The 15,448-nt window shown below is 56.0% G+C and carries 15 protein-coding genes; 13 read left to right on the forward strand and 2 right to left on the reverse strand.

Going from position 1 to position 15,448, the window contains the following annotated elements:
* Positions 1-51: 51 nt before the first annotated feature.
* Entirely contained in the window at positions 52-3,498 is a 3,447-nt protein-coding gene (gene rne, locus IBT54_RS04065; protein WP_201251604.1) for a ribonuclease E, read from the reverse strand.
* 573 nt (positions 3,499-4,071) lie between these two features.
* Here rne and rluC point away from each other — a divergent pair.
* Complete coding sequence (gene rluC / locus IBT54_RS04070; RefSeq protein WP_033732248.1) at positions 4,072-5,028, forward strand: 23S rRNA pseudouridine(955/2504/2580) synthase RluC; 957 nt, start codon at positions 4,072-4,074, stop codon at positions 5,026-5,028.
* Positions 5,029-5,041: 13 nt separating this feature from the next.
* On the opposite strand, the gene IBT54_RS04075 is transcribed toward rluC, so the two are convergent.
* The gene (locus tag IBT54_RS04075; RefSeq protein ID WP_201251605.1) at positions 5,042-5,629 is read right to left on the reverse strand and encodes a nucleoside triphosphate pyrophosphatase; all 588 of its coding nucleotides are present in this window, start codon (positions 5,627-5,629) and stop codon (positions 5,042-5,044) included.
* Between the two features lie 140 nt (positions 5,630-5,769).
* Between IBT54_RS04075 and yceD the strand changes: the two genes are divergently transcribed.
* The 12 genes from yceD to holB all read left to right on the forward strand — a co-directional run bounded on the left by yceD (position 5,770) and on the right by holB (position 15,442).
* A complete protein-coding gene (gene yceD, locus IBT54_RS04080; RefSeq protein WP_008925931.1) occupies positions 5,770-6,291 on the forward strand; it encodes a 23S rRNA accumulation protein YceD in 522 nt (173 codons plus the stop codon).
* Positions 6,292-6,305: 14 nt separating this feature from the next.
* Complete coding sequence (gene rpmF, locus IBT54_RS04085) at positions 6,306-6,476, forward strand: 50S ribosomal protein L32 (RefSeq protein ID WP_003849870.1); 171 nt, start codon at positions 6,306-6,308, stop codon at positions 6,474-6,476.
* 25 nt (positions 6,477-6,501) lie between these two features.
* Positions 6,502-7,542, forward strand: coding sequence for a phosphate acyltransferase PlsX (gene plsX / locus IBT54_RS04090; RefSeq protein WP_013357452.1), 1,041 nt, complete (start codon positions 6,502-6,504; stop codon positions 7,540-7,542).
* A complete protein-coding gene (locus IBT54_RS04095; protein ID WP_013357453.1) occupies positions 7,543-8,496 on the forward strand; it encodes a beta-ketoacyl-ACP synthase III in 954 nt (317 codons plus the stop codon). It abuts the gene before it with no gap.
* Positions 8,497-8,512: 16 nt separating this feature from the next.
* Complete coding sequence (gene fabD, locus IBT54_RS04100) at positions 8,513-9,445, forward strand: ACP S-malonyltransferase (protein ID WP_013357454.1); 933 nt, start codon at positions 8,513-8,515, stop codon at positions 9,443-9,445.
* A gap of 10 nt (positions 9,446-9,455) precedes the next feature.
* A complete protein-coding gene (gene fabG, locus IBT54_RS04105; protein ID WP_013357455.1) occupies positions 9,456-10,190 on the forward strand; it encodes a 3-oxoacyl-ACP reductase FabG in 735 nt (244 codons plus the stop codon).
* Positions 10,191-10,344: 154 nt separating this feature from the next.
* Positions 10,345-10,581 carry an acyl carrier protein gene (gene acpP, locus IBT54_RS04110; RefSeq protein ID WP_003849865.1) on the forward strand — a complete coding sequence of 79 codons (237 nt, stop codon included), beginning with the start codon at positions 10,345-10,347 and terminating at the stop codon, positions 10,579-10,581.
* Between the two features lie 85 nt (positions 10,582-10,666).
* Complete coding sequence (gene fabF / locus IBT54_RS04115) at positions 10,667-11,908, forward strand: beta-ketoacyl-ACP synthase II (RefSeq protein WP_033782642.1); 1,242 nt, start codon at positions 10,667-10,669, stop codon at positions 11,906-11,908.
* Between the two features lie 91 nt (positions 11,909-11,999).
* Entirely contained in the window at positions 12,000-12,815 is an 816-nt protein-coding gene (gene pabC, locus IBT54_RS04120; protein WP_201251606.1) for an aminodeoxychorismate lyase, read from the forward strand.
* A complete protein-coding gene (gene yceG / locus IBT54_RS04125) occupies positions 12,812-13,831 on the forward strand; it encodes a cell division protein YceG (protein ID WP_201251607.1) in 1,020 nt (339 codons plus the stop codon). The genes pabC and yceG overlap by 4 nt, the downstream gene beginning before the upstream one ends.
* Entirely contained in the window at positions 13,821-14,453 is a 633-nt protein-coding gene (gene tmk, locus IBT54_RS04130) for a dTMP kinase (protein WP_195857131.1), read from the forward strand. The genes yceG and tmk overlap by 11 nt, the downstream gene beginning before the upstream one ends.
* A complete protein-coding gene (gene holB, locus IBT54_RS04135) occupies positions 14,453-15,442 on the forward strand; it encodes a DNA polymerase III subunit delta' (protein ID WP_147788390.1) in 990 nt (329 codons plus the stop codon). Before tmk ends, holB begins: the two co-directional genes overlap by 1 nt.
* Positions 15,443-15,448: the final 6 nt, after the last annotated feature.

Raw genomic sequence — 15,448 nt, forward strand, 5'->3', positions numbered from 1 at the left:
TAAAAAAACCCCGGCTTTCAGGCCGGGGTTCAGTTCACAACAACTTATGGGTTACGGCTTTGTCGCCGGGGCAGTGGCCTGGTGGGTGGCGCTATGACCACCCGCAGAACCGCGACCGTCGAACTCATACGGCGCACGGACCCAGTCACTGTGCGGAGCGGGTTCTGACTGCCAGACCGGCGCAGGCGCTTTGGTCATCGGCGCAGAGGCATAGTGCTTCCAGCGCGTACCGTCATTTGGCACCGCTTCAGCAGCCGGCGCTGATGAGACAGACTCGACCGCCGTTACCGGTGCTGCAGGCGCGACATCACGCGCGGCAACCGGCGCATGAGGTTCACTGACTGGCGCGATTTCAGCGTTAGCAGCAACCGGCGCGTTCAGCACTTCTTCCACCTCTGCTGCGATCGCTTCGCTGACATCAGTAGCTGACTGCTCAGCAACGTCGGCAGGCTGTGCAACGTCGACAGGCTGTGAAACCTCAGCAGCTGGCGTTACCACCGCTGTTTCGGTGACCGGCTCAGCAGGCTGTGACACGGGCGTTTCAGCGACGGGCTCAGCAGGCACGGCTTCAGCCGCTACAGCTTCCGCTTTAGCTTCATCAGCAGCCGGAACAACAGAAGGCTGCTCATCAACCGGGGCGTCGATAGCACGGGTATCGTCAGTGTTGACGATCGCCACCGGCGTTTCTGCCTGCGGCTCGGCCTGGTGCACTGGCGCGTCCTGAGCAACCGATTCAACGGCGGCAGCAACCGGCAGCGCAGGGGTCGCGTCTGCGGTCTCTTCGCTGTTATAAGCTGGCGTCTCATGCGTTACATTCTGAACCTGCTCTTCGCTGGCCTGGCTCACCGGATAGCGAATCCAGACTTTGCCGGATGCCATTTCAGGTGAAGCAGCGGCAGCGGCCAGAGGCATAGCTGACTGCGTCGGGTAACGCTCATCACGGTAACGACGACGACGCTGTCCGCTGACGCGCAGATGACGTGGCGAACGACGTGAACGACGCGGCATATTGGCGTTATCACGGCTGTCGTTGTCATCCTGCTCGTCGCTCTGCGAAGCCTGGAACTCAGGCTGTGTCTGAGCAACGTCAGCTGGCTGTGACTGACGCACTTCAGCAGGCTGGGCAATGTCGCTGGCTTCGGCTGGCATAGGCGGACGGTTATCATCCACACGTACCTTCTGGTTCAGCTGACGCGGCTTACGACGCGGCATAACCTGAACGCGTTCATCATCCTGCGCCTCAGTGACGTCCAGGGCTTCAGCAACGACGGCTGGCTGCTCAGCGGCTTTGGCCGCTTCTTCACCGGCACGTTTCTCTTCCTGACGACGACGCTGACGTTCAGCACGCTGTTCACGACGCTGTTGCTGCTGCTCATCACGCTGCTGACGCGCTTCTTCGCTCAGTGCCGGACGCTCTTCGCGCACTTCACCCGTCTGAGACTGACGCTTGTTGCGACGGTTGTCGTTGCCATCGCGCGGCTCGCGGCTTTCACGTGGCTCACGACTTTCGCGCGGTTCACGGCTTTCACGCGGCTCGCGACTTTCGCGTGGTTCACGGCCTTCACGGGACTGTGCATTGTCACCGTTACGCGGCGTACGTTCACGGCGATTGTTGTTACGACGGTTGTTATTGTTGCTGCGGCGCTCGCCACGACCACTGTTGCTTTCCTGCTCTTCAGTCGCTTTCTGCGGTTCAGCAACCTCAGTGGCCACTGGTGCAGCAGCAGGCGCTTCTTCGCCAGCCAACATTTTTTTCAGGCCGCCAAGCAGACGCCCGAAGAAACCGGTGCTGACGGTCGCTGGAGCAGCAACAGCCGGGGCTGATTTTGCTGCTGGCTGAGCTTCAGTGCGCTTCACTTCAGGCTCAACTTCTACCGGCGCAGGAGGCGCATCAGGCATCACAAAGGCGGCCAGAGCAGGCTGCTCAGGACGACGGCGCTCAGCATGTTCCTCTTCCGATGGCATCGCCATTTCGGCTTCATGCAGCTTCGGCAGATGATAACTCAGGGTCTGCGTCTCTTCGCCTTTACGTACGCGCAGCACGGAGTAGTGCGGGGTCTGCATCTTGTCATCAGGAACGATGATTGCCCGCACGCCACCCTGGCGTTTTTCGATCGCATTAACCGCTTCACGTTTTTCATTCAGCAGGTAAGAAGCAACCTGAACCGGAACAATGGCGTGAACTTCTTTGGTGTTGTCTTTCAGCGCTTCTTCTTCAATCAGACGCAGAATGGACAGCGCCAGTGACTCGTTATCACGGATGGTGCCGGTGCCACTACAGCGTGGGCAGACGTGATGACTGGATTCACCTAATGACGGGCTCAGACGCTGACGGGACATCTCCAGCAGGCCGAAACGTGAAATGTGGCTAATCTGAATACGGGCGCGGTCCTGACGGACAGCTTCACGCAGACGGTTCTCAACGGCGCGCTGATGGCGTACCGGCGTCATATCGATGTAATCGATAACGATCAGGCCGCCCAGGTCACGCAGGCGCAGCTGACGGGCAATCTCATCGGCCGCTTCAAGGTTGGTGTTGAAGGCCGTCTCTTCGATGTCACCGCCACGCGTGGCGCGAGCTGAGTTGATATCGATAGCGGTCAGCGCTTCAGTACTGTCGATCACAATCGAACCACCGGAAGGCAGGCGGACTTCACGCTGGAAGGCGGATTCGATTTGCGATTCTATCTGATAGTGGCTGAACAGCGGGATTTCACCGGTGTAGAGCTTAATTTTGCTGCTGAAGTCCGGACGACCCAGTGCCGCGATATGCTGACGCGCGAGTTCCAGCACTTTCGGGTTATCGATAAGGATTTCACCGATGTCCTGACGCAGATAGTCGCGGAAGGCACGCACAATCACGTTGCTCTCCTGATGGATCAGGAACGGAGCAGGGCGGTTTTCAGCGGCTTTCTTAATCGCTTCCCAGTGTTTGAGACGGAAGCTTAAGTCCCACTGCAGCGACTCGGCAGATTTACCGACGCCGGCAGTGCGCACAATCAGGCCCATGCCTTCCGGCAGATCCAGCGCTGACAGGGCTTCTTTCAGTTCGGTACGATCGTCACCTTCGATGCGGCGAGAGATACCGCCTGCACGTGGGTTATTCGGCATCAGTACCAGGTAGCTGCCCGCCAGAGAGATAAAGGTTGTCAGCGCAGCGCCTTTGTTGCCGCGTTCTTCTTTATCAATCTGAACAATGACTTCCTGGCCTTCACGCAGCACGTCTTTAATATTCGGACGACCATGTGCGTTATAGCTGGAGGGGAAATATTCGCGGGAAATTTCTTTTAACGGGAGGAAACCGTGACGCTCTGCGCCATAATCGACAAACGCAGCTTCAAGGCTGGGTTCAATGCGAGTGATTTTACCTTTGTAGATGTTGGCTTTTTTCTGTTCGTGTCCAGGACTTTCGATATCCAGATCGTACAGACGCTGACCGTCAACCAGGGCAACGCGCAACTCCTCCTGCTGAGTTGCGTTTATTAACATTCTTTTCATCGTGACTTACTCGTTATTCTTTCATGAGTGATTACAGCTGCGGGCATAGTTACCCTGGACGAGTATCAACCGATGGCCCCGTGACTTAGTGCAATGTCGTCAGCCTCACGGCTGTCGACCGCGCGAGGGGCGCAAATAACGTCGGTGGCCTGTTTTTCATAAGGGAAAACAGCACCAGATAGTGGAAATGCCTGAGAGAATAATGAAAACCCGTGCATCCCATACTGTTGTCCAGGCCGCAACCCGCAGCCCGCTAAGTGCCTGATTTCGCATTACGTCTTACGCCATTGCTGCGTGTCTGCTCAATCCGGCAAAATGACAATTTCGCTCGGTTTCTGCTCTGAAATGCTTCAGTTAAGAAACTCAGGCATTATTCCATTGCTAACCTTCATATAGCAAGGCGACTTTAGCCAGCTTGTGAAGTTTCTTTACATTTAACTTGCTAATGTGTCGGACAAAGCAGCGGTTTGCTGAAAAAGCCAGCAGAGAAGCGACCTGCCATCACATCAACCCCAGAGTTAAGCACAGAAAAAGGGGTGGCGCTATCAGGGGACACTATTTAGAATCGCCGCCATGAAAACAGAGAATCCCGGCGTACATTTTGTCGCCATCACGGCTGAAAATGCCGGACAACGTATTGATAACTTTTTGCGCACCCAGCTCAAGGGTGTGCCAAAGAGCATGATTTATCGCATCGTACGCAAGGGTGAGGTGCGGGTGAATAAAAAGCGCGTCAAGCCTGAGTACAAGCTGGAGGAGGGGGATGAGGTTCGCATTCCGCCGGTCCGGGTCGCGGAGCGCGATGAAGACGCCGTATCACCTAAGCTGGCGAAGGTCGCTTCGCTGGCGGACGCTATTCTCTTTGAGGATGAGTCGCTGCTGGTGATGAACAAGCCGTCCGGCACGGCCGTGCATGGTGGCAGCGGACTCAGTTTCGGGGTGATTGAAGGGCTGCGTGCGCTGCGCCCGGAAGCGCGCTTCCTGGAACTGGTGCATCGCCTGGATCGTGACACCTCGGGCATTCTGCTGGTGGCAAAAAAACGCTCGGCGCTGCGTTCCCTGCACGAGCAACTGCGTGAAAAGGGGATGCAGAAAGATTATCTGGCCCTGGTACGCGGCAACTGGCCCTCGCATCTGAAGGTCGTTCAGGCTCCTCTGCTGAAAAATATCCTCCAGAGTGGTGAGCGTGTCGTGCGCGTCAGCAGCGAAGGTAAAGCCTCTGAAACCCGCTTTAAAGTGGAAGAGCGGTTTGAGTTTGCCACACTGGTGAAAGCCAGTCCGGTCACCGGACGCACCCACCAGATTCGTGTACATACGCTGCATGCTGGCCATCCCATCGCCTTCGACGATCGCTATGGCGAACGTGACTTTGACAGTCAGCTGGCGTCAACCGGTCTGAAACGTCTGTTCCTGCACGCGGCGGCACTGACCTTTACCCATCCCGGTACTGGCGAAGTCATGCGTGTCGAAGCGCCGCTGGATGAGGGCCTGAAGCAGTGCCTGAATAAGCTGCGTCAGCTGAAAGCATAACGGTTCCCCGGCATCACTCCGTTAAAGGATTGATGCCGGCCTGCTGCAACATCCCGTTGAGTGCAATCAGCGGCAGCCCGACCAGCGTATTAGGATCGCGCCCCTCCAGCCGGTCAAACAGACAAATTCCCAGACCTTCACTTTTAAAACTGCCTGCACACTGCAGCGGCTGCTCCTTTTCCACATATCCGGCGATTTCAGCGTCGGTCAAGGTGCGGAAATGCACCACGAAGGGTTCGCAACACTGCAGCAGCCTGCCACTGGCCGGATGAAACAGCGCCAGTCCGGTGTAAAAGGTAATCGCCTGACCGCTGGCGGCACGCAGTTGCGCCCGCGCATTCTCAGCCGTGTGTGGTTTACCGGCGATCGCGCCATCCAGCACGCAGACCTGATCTGAGCCGATTATCCAGTGGCGGGGATAGGTTCCAGCCAGCGCCTGCGCTTTCGCCACGGCAAGACGAATCACCAGTGCTTCGGCATTTTCACCGGGCTGCGGTGACTCATCTACCTCAGGCGCAGCGGTAATAAAAGGCAGGCCCAGCTTACGCAGTAATGCCTGCCGGAAGGGCGAGGTTGAAGCTAAAAGAATCGATGGCGTCATTTTTTTTCAATAGTGATAGCGAATTGGTGACAGTCATTTTAAACTGTGCGCCGCACTGGATGCGAATAGTGGTTGAAAGATGCTGTTTAACGGCCTTTTTCTTTGACTCTATGACATTACAAAGTTAATATGCGCGCCCTATGCAAAAGGTAAAATTACCCCTAACGCTGGACCCTGTCCGCACCGCTCAGAAGCGCCTTGATTATCAAGGTGTCTACACATCTGTTCAGGTGGAGCGTGTGGCCGAGTCGGTCGTTAGTGTGGACAGTGATGTGGATTGTGCCATGTCGTTTGCGGTTGATAACCAACGTCTGGCGGTACTGACGGGTACTGCTGAAGTACAGGTGACGTTACGTTGTCAGCGCTGCAACCAGACCTTTCCCCATCACGTAAAAGTGAGTTATTGCTTCAGCCCTGTCTCTTCTGAAGAGCAGGCCGAAGCATTACCGGAAGCGTACGAGCCGGTCGATGTCAACGAGTTTGGTGAAATCGATCTGCTGGCGGTTGTCGAGGATGAACTGATTCTCGCGCTGCCGGTCGTTCCGGTGCACGATTCTGAACACTGTGAAGTGTCCGAGGCGGACATGGTCTTTGGCAAACTGCCTGCAGAGGCGGAGAAACCAAATCCATTTGCCGTATTAGCCAGTTTAAAGCGTAAGTAATAGGAGTAAGGTCCATGGCCGTACAACAGAATAAACCCACCCGTTCTAAGCGTGGTATGCGTCGTTCACACGATGCGCTGACCACTGCTGCTCTGTCAGTAGATAAAGTTTCTGGCGAAACTCATCTGCGTCACCACATCACTGCGGACGGTTACTACCGCGGTCGCAAGGTTATCGTTAAGTAAGTTTCTTGCTTAGCAAGGCGATACCTTGACACGTTTGACCCTGGCGATTGATGCCATGGGCGGGGACTTCGGTCCCTGCGTGACAGTGCCTGCAGCATTGCAGGCACTGGCCTCTCATTCGGAACTATTCCTTCTTCTGGTCGGACATCCCGACACTCTCACGCCATTGCTTGCCAAAGCGGATTCCTCCCTGACGGGGCGTTTGCAGGTGATCCCTGCCGAATCGGTTATTGCAAGTGATGCGCGGCCCGCTCAGGCCATCCGGAACAGTCGCGGCAGTTCAATGCGCGTGGCACTGGAGATGGTGAAAGAGGGACGTGCAGAGGCCTGCATCAGCGCCGGCAATACCGGTGCGCTGATGGGGCTGTCGACACTCTTATTAAAACCGCTGGATGGAATTAAGCGTCCGGCGCTGATGTCCGTTTTACCGCATCAGCAACAGGGTAAAACCGTGGTGCTGGATCTGGGTGCGAATGTGGGCTCAGACAGTGCGATGCTGGTGCAGTTTGCTGTGATGGGGTCGGTGATGGCTGAGCATGTGCTTGGTATTCCACGGCCCCGTGTCGCGTTGCTCAACATTGGTCATGAAGAGACCAAAGGGCTGGAAACCATCCGCGATGCCGCAGTAGTGCTGCGAGAATCACCGCAAATCAACTATATTGGTTACCTCGAAGGTAACGAGCTGCTCACCGGCAAAACGGATGTAATGGTCTGTGACGGTTTTGTCGGAAACGTCACGCTGAAGACGATGGAAGGCGTGGTAAGAATGTTTCTTTCTCTGCTGAAGTCATCAGGGGAAGGTAAAAAACGGTCATGGTGGCTTCAGTTGCTGGGGCGCTTAATCCAGAAACGTCTGGCGAAACGCTTCGGGCAACTCAACCCTGACCAGTACAATGGCGCTTGTCTGTTAGGATTGCGCGGAACAGTGATCAAGAGTCACGGCGCAGCAAATCAACACGCCTTCGCCGTGGCGATAGAACAGGCAGAGCAGGCGGTGAGGCAGCAAATTCCCGAGCGAATTGCTGCGCGCCTTGATGCTGTATTAGCCAGGAGTGACAAAGCCTAGATGTATACCAAAATTATCGGTACGGGCAGTTATCTGCCCAGCCAGGTTCGCACCAATGCCGATCTGGAAAAAATGGTGGAGACGTCGGACGAGTGGATTGTTACCCGTACCGGCATCCGTGAGCGTCGCATTGCTGCGCCTGACGAAACCGTCGCCACCATGGGATTCAGCGCGGCGCAACGCGCGCTTGAAATGGCAGGCATTGAGCCGAACGATGTTGGGCTGATTATTGTCGCCACGACCTCGTCCAGCCATGCTTTCCCCAGCTCCGCCTGCATGATCCAGCAAATGCTGGAGATTAAAGATTGCGCGGCATTTGACCTTGCTGCCGCCTGTGCGGGTTTCACCTATGCACTGAGCGTAGCCGATCAATACATCAAAAATGGCGCAGTTAAGCATGCTCTGGTTATCGGCGCTGATGTCCTGGCGCGCGCGCTGGATCCGGAAGATCGCGGCACCATCATCCTGTTTGGTGATGGCGCGGGTGCGGTCGTGCTGGGCCAGAGTGAAGAGCAGGGGATTATCTCTACCCATCTTCATGCTGATGGTCGCTATGCGCAGCTTCTGACGCTGCCTTATCAGGATCGTGCCCATCAGGATCAGCCCGCCTATGTCACCATGGCAGGTAACGAAGTCTTCAAGGTCGCCGTCACCGAACTGGCCCACATCGTTGATGAAACGCTGCAGGCTAATAATCTCGATCGTGAAATGCTGGACTGGCTGGTTCCGCATCAGGCAAACCTGCGCATTATCAGCGCTACCGCGAAAAAACTCGGTATGACCATGGACAAAGTGGTCGTCACACTGGATCGCCATGGCAATACCTCTGCTGCATCGGTGCCAAGCGCACTGGATGAAGCGGTTCGTGATGGCCGCATCAAACCCGGACACCTTATTCTGCTGGAAGCCTTTGGTGGTGGATTCACCTGGGGTTCTGCGCTGGTTCGCTTTTGATTGACAGGAACAGAAGATGACGCAATTTGCATTTGTTTTTCCAGGTCAGGGTTCACAGACCGTGGGCATGCTGACTGAATTAGCAGCAACCTATCCGCTGGTAGAAGAGACCTTCCGTGAAGCCTCTGACGCGCTGGGTTATGACCTGTGGCAGTTAGTGAGTCAGGGTCCGGCTGAAGAGCTGAACAAAACCTGGCAGACTCAGCCTGCGCTGTTAGCTGCCTCTGTGGCCATCTACCGTGTCTGGCAGCAGCAGGGCGGTGAACAGCCTGTCCTGATGGCGGGTCACAGCCTGGGCGAATATTCGGCGCTGGTTTGTGCGGGTGTGCTTAACTTTGCGGATGCCGTGAAGCTGGTTGAACTGCGTGGCAAACTGATGCAGGAAGCGGTGCCAGAAGGCACCGGCGCAATGCAGGCGATTATTGGCCTGGATGACGCGGCTATTCGCAAAGCCTGTGAAGAGAGCGCGCAGGGCCAGGTTGTCTCACCGGTTAACTTCAACTCGCCAGGCCAGGTGGTTATTGCGGGTAACAAAGAAGCCGTTGAGCGTGCAGGCGCTGCCTGTAAAGCTGCGGGCGCTAAGCGTGCTCTGCCACTGCCGGTCAGCGTGCCTTCTCACTGTGCACTGATGAAGCCTGCCGCTGATAAACTGGCGGTTGCGCTGGAGAGCATTACGTTTAATGCACCAGCGGTGCCGGTGATCAATAACGTCGATGTGAAAGCCGAAACTGACGCTGCGGCCATCCGTCATGCGCTGGTTCGTCAGCTCTACAGCCCGGTTCGCTGGACCGAGAGCGTGGAAGCGATGGCGGCACAGGGCGTGACACAGCTGCTGGAGATGGGTCCAGGTAAAGTCCTGACCGGTCTGACCAAACGTATTGTCGATACCCTGACAGCGGCTGCCGTTAACGATACGGCATCCCTGGCGGCTGCACTCGGTAAGGAATAAGAGGAAAATCATGAGCTTTGAAGGTAAAGTTGCGCTGGTTACCGGCGCGAGTCGCGGCATTGGTCGTGCGATTGCAGAAACCCTGGCGGCACGTGGTGCCAAAGTGGTAGGAACTGCAACCAGCCAGAGTGGCGCCGACGCCATCAGTGCTTACCTTGGCGACAAGGGTAAAGGCCTGTTACTGAACGTGACTGATGCTGATTCAATTAACAGCGTTTTAGAGAATATTCGCGCTGAATTTGGCGAAGTGGATATTTTAGTCAATAATGCAGGCATTACGCGTGATAATCTTCTCATGCGCATGAAGGACGATGAGTGGCAGGATATCCTGGATACTAACCTCACATCGGTATTCCGCCTTTCTAAGGCGGTCCTGCGTGCCATGATGAAAAAACGCGTGGGCCGTATCATCACCATTGGTTCCGTTGTTGGCACCATGGGTAACGCGGGCCAGGCAAACTACGCAGCAGCAAAAGCGGGTTTGATTGGCTTTAGCAAATCACTGGCGCGCGAAATCGCGTCACGTGGCATTACCGTCAACGTCGTGGCTCCAGGCTTTATTGAGACTGACATGACGCGGGCACTGAACGAAGATCAACGTTCCGGTATTTTGGCGGAAGTCCCTGCGGGTCGCTTAGGCGACGCACAGGAAATCGCCAATGCTGTGGCATTTTTAGCCTCTGACGAAGCAGCCTACATCACAGGTGAAACGCTGCACGTCAATGGCGGAATGTACATGGTCTGATAAATCACGAAATCATTTGCTTTATTTGCGGTTAAAACCGCAAAATAACGCAAAATCGTGGTTCGACCAGCCGGGATTTTGTTGCATCTTTTTCACCATTTTATACACTACGAAAACCATCGCGTAAGCGAGTTTTGATAGGAAATTAAATAGTATGAGCGATATCGAACAACGCGTTAAGAAAATCATCAGTGAGCAGCTGGGTGTGAAAGAGGAAGAAGTCACCAACTCTGCATCTTTCGTAGAAGACCTGGGTGCCGATTCTCTTGATACCGTTGAGCTGGTGATGGCTCTGGAAGAAGAGTTTGATACTGAGATTCCAGACGAAGAAGCTGAGAAAATCACTACCGTTCAGGCAGCGATCGACTACATCAATAGCCATAAAGGCTAATGAATATCTTCAGGCGGTCGCTCGACCGCCTGATTTTTTTGTTTGTCCCACATAGTTCCCTATTTCCCCTCCCTGGAGGACGAACGTGTCTAAGCGTCGTGTAGTTGTGACTGGTCTTGGCATGTTGTCTCCTGTCGGCAATACCGTAGAGTCTACCTGGAGTGCTCTCCTTGCCGGTCAGAGCGGCATTACCCTGATCGACCATTTTGATACCAGTGCTTATGCAACCCGTTTTGCAGGTCTGGTAAGAGATTTTAATTGTGATGACTACATCTCGCGCAAAGATCAGCGCAAGATGGATGCCTTCATCCAGTACGGCATTGTGGCCGGTATGCAGGCCATGCAGGACAGCGGTCTGGTTATTACCGATGAAAATGCAAGCCGTATGGGCGCAGCAATTGGCTCCGGCATCGGTGGCTTAGGTCTGATTGAAGAGAATCATACCTCACTGGTCAACGGCGGCCCGCGTAAAATCAGCCCATTCTTTGTGCCTTCAACCATCGTTAACATGGTGGCGGGTCATCTCAGCATCATGTATGGCCTGAAAGGTCCAAGCATCTCTATCGCGACAGCCTGTACCTCTGGTGTGCATAACATCGGTCATGCCGCACGTATCATCGCCTATAACGATGCTGACGTGATGCTGGCGGGTGGCACAGAGAAAGCCAGCACGCCATTAGGCGTCGGTGGTTTTGGTGCAGCACGCGCCCTCTCGACGCGTAACGACAACCCGCAAGCGGCCAGCCGCCCGTGGGATAAAGATCGTGATGGTTTTGTGCTGGGTGACGGCGCTGGCATTGTGGTGCTCGAAGAGTACGAACATGCGAAGAAACGTGGTGCGAAAATCTACGCAGAAATCGTAGGTTTCGGTATGAGCAGCGATGCCTACCACATGACGTCACCACCAGAAGATGGTTCGGGTGCAGCGGCGGCAATGATCAATGCGCTGCGTGATGCTCAGCTTACGCCAGAGCAGATCGGCTATGTCAACGCACACGGCACCTCCACGCCAGCCGGTGATAAAGCTGAAGCGCAGGCGGTGAAATCGGTCTTTGGGGCAGCAGCCAGCAGCGTCATGGTCAGCTCAACCAAATCAATGACCGGACACTTACTGGGTGCCGCAGGTGCGGTAGAATCGATTTACTCGATTCTGGCACTGCGCGACCAGGCCGTTCCACCGACCATTAACCTGGACAATCCGGATGAGGGCTGCGATCTCGACTTCGTGCCGCACACCGCGCGTCAGGTTCCTGGACTGGAGTACACGCTGTGTAACTCCTTCGGTTTCGGCGGAACCAACGGTTCGTTGATCTTCCGTAAAGTGTAATCGTTGCAGATTGCTAAAAAGGCCCGCGATGCGGGCCTTTTTTTATCCTGCAAAATGCGCTGAAATCACGTCTCACGCTCAGGAGAGAACGATGTGGATTAACGGAGTCAAACAATCGACGCTGGCTGCCAGCGACCGCGGCATGCAGTTCGGCGATGGCTGCTTTACCACCGCCGCTGTCCTTCAGGGTAAAATCCTGCTGCTGGAGAGCCATCTGCTGCGCCTTAAAGCAGGCTGCGAGCGGTTATGGATCGGCGGCGTCGACTGGGATCAGCTGGAGGCTGAGATGAGACAGGCCGCACAGGAGCAGGCGCAGGCAGTGCTGAAAGTCATCATCAGCGCGGGCAGCGGCGGACGGGGTTATAGCCGCCTGGGCTGTGGTGAACCCACGCGCATCGTCTCATTAGCGCCCTGGCCGCAACACTACGCCGGGTTACAGCAGCATGGTGCTTCACTCCGGCTGAGTCCGGTTCGTCTGGCGCGAAACCCGCAGTTTGCCGGTATCAAGCACCTTAACCGTCTGGAGCAGGTGATGATTCGGGCTCATCTTGACCAGACAGACGCTGACGAGGCGCTGGTGCTTGACACTGAAGGTTGGGTGGTGGAATGCTGTGCGGCCAATTTATTCTGGCGGCAGGACAGACAAATTTTTACGCCTGATGTATCCGCGTCAGGCGTGGACGGCATTATGCGGCGAAGTCTGATGGCGCAACTTGCAGCAGCAGGTCACGCTTGTCAGGTGATAAAAAGCGAACCGGCACAGCTGCTGGATGCTGATGAAGTGGTGATATGTAACGCGCTGATGCCGGTTCTGCCGGTCCGACAGATAGAAGCCGTACAATTTACTGAGCGCTCGCTGTTTAATCAGTTGCACGCTAGCTGTAAAAAGATAATGGATGCATCATGATTCGAAGCAAAAAAATTCTCGTCAGCCTGCTGGCGATTGTGGGTCTCGCGGCTGTGCTGAGTTACTGGCAGGTTAAGCAGTTCGCGGCCACCCCGTTGACCATTAATCAGGAAACTATCTACACATTGCCAGCCGGTACAGGCCGGGTCGCACTCCAGGCGCAGCTGGAAGAGAAAAACATCATTCCGCGCAGTATCTGGTTTGGCGCGCTGCTGCGCCTGGAGCCGGAGCTGGCGACCTTTAAGGCGGGCACCTATCGCCTTGAACCGACCATGACCGTGCGCGCGCTGTTACAGCTGCTGGCCAGTGGTAAAGAGGCGCAGTTCCCTGTGCGGTTTGTGGAGGGGCAGAGGCTGAAAGAGTGGCTCAGCGAGCTGCGTAAAGCGCCCTATATCCGCCACACTCTGAAAGATGATCAGTTCGCCACCCTTGCCAGCGCACTCAACGTGGAGCCAGAGCAACTGGAGGGCAACTTCTTTCCGGACACGTATCTCTACACCGCCAATACGACTGATATGGCGCTGCTGCAACGTGCGCATGATCGGATGAAGAAAACCATCGATGAGGTGTGGCAGGGACGGGCGGATAATCTGCCTTACAAAACGCCACAGGATCTGGTGACCATGGCCTCGATCATCGAGAAAGAGACCGGCGTCAGCGAAGAGCGCGCGCGCGTGGCATCGGTGTTTATTAATCGCCTGCGCACAGGTATGCGTTTGCAGACCGATCCCACGGTGATCTATGGCATGGGTGACAGCTACAACGGTACACTGACCCGCAAAGATCTTGAGACGGCCAGCGCGTACAATACCTATATTATTAATGGCCTGCCGCCTGGACCGATCGCGATGCCGGGCAAAGCCTCATTGCAGGCAGCGGCCCATCCCGAGAAAACGAACTATCTCTACTTTGTTGCAGACGGCAAGGGCGGACATACGTTTACCACCAACCTCGCCAGCCATAACAAGGCGGTGCAGGTCTACCGGCAGACGCTGAAGGAAAAAAATGAACAGTAAGTTTATCGTCATTGAAGGCCTGGAAGGCGCCGGAAAAACCACCGCGCGCGACGCCATTGTCGCTACACTGCATGCCCGTGGTATCAGTGATCTGGTCTTTACTCGCGAGCCTGGCGGTACGCCGCTGGCAGAACAGCTTCGGGTTTTGGTTAAGCAGGGTATTGAAGGTGAGCAGGTGACGGATAAAGCCGAACTGCTGATGCTCTATGCAGCGCGGGTTCAGCTGGTAGAGACCGTAATAAAACCGGCGCTGGCTCGCGGTGCCTGGGTAATCGGCGATCGTCACGATCTCTCCTCGCAGGCTTATCAGGGTGGCGGTCGGGGTCTTGACAGCGGACTGATGCAGACGCTGCGCGATGCGGTATTAGGCGATTTTCGTCCCGATCTGACGCTCTATCTTGATGTCACGCCTGAGATCGGTCTGCAGCGCGCCCGTGCGCGCGGTGAGCTGGATCGTATTGAGCAGGAGTCGCTGCGCTTCTTTGAACGTACCCGAGCGCGCTATCTGGCCCTTGCTGCAGAAGATTCCACTATCCTGATCATCGACGCCACTCAGTCGCTGACCGAGGTGACAGCGTCACTTCAGGTGGCGCTGGCGAGCTGGCTGGCGGAGCAGGCGTGATGAACTGGTATCCGTGGCTGAATCAGCCTTATCGCCAGGTGATTGGCCAGCATCAGGAGAATCGCGCGCATCATGCGCTGTTGATCCAGGCGATGGCTGGCATGGGCGATGACGCGCTGGTCTGGGGGATGAGCCGCTGGCTGATGTGCCAGCAGCCGGATGGACTGAAAAGTTGTGGATCGTGCCACGGTTGCCAGCTGATGCAGGCTAATACTCACCCTGACTGGTATCGGTTAGAGGCGGAGAAGGGCAAAAGTACCCTGGGCATCGATGCGGTGCGGCAGGTGACAGAAAAAATGTATCACTTTGGCCAACAGGGCGGCGCGAAAGTGGTCTGGCTGCCGGATGCTGCACAGCTTTCGGAAGCGGCCGCTAACGCCCTGCTGAAAACGCTGGAAGAGCCGCCAGCCAACAGCTGGTTCTTCCTCAGCAGCCGCGATCCGTCACGTCTGCTGGCCACACTGCGCAGTCGCTGCATGACGCTGCATCTGACGCCGCCCGATGAAGGACAAAGCCTGCTCTGGCTGAAGAAGCAGTCCTCGCACGATGAACAGATGCTGCTGGCGGCGCTACGCCTGAGCGCCGGCGCGCCGGGGGCGGCGCTGAGCCTGCTGGAAAACGGGCCGTGGCAGACGCGGCAAAAGCTCTGCGATGCGCTGCCCGCGGCATTGCAGCAGGACATCCTGCAACTGTTACCTGCGCTGAATGCTGACGATGCGGCAGCACGTATCGGCTGGCTGCTCTCTTTGCTTCTGGATGCGATGAAATGGCAGCAAAATGCAGGTCAGTGGCTGAGTAATATTGACCGCCAGGATGTGGTGCAGTTGCTGGCCGGATGCTTTTCAGCCTGCGCACTCAACAGCAGTACCCTGGCATGGATGCGCTGTCGCGAGCAGTTACTGCATGTGGCGTCAGTGAATCGCGAATTATTGCTGACCGATCAGCTTCTGAGCTGGGCGGACCAACAGAAGCCTGCGCTGGTCGGCTAAACCTAT

The sequence above is a fragment of the Pantoea sp. S62 genome, assembly GCF_016658625.1.
Taxonomy (GTDB): domain Bacteria; phylum Pseudomonadota; class Gammaproteobacteria; order Enterobacterales; family Enterobacteriaceae; genus Pantoea; species Pantoea vagans.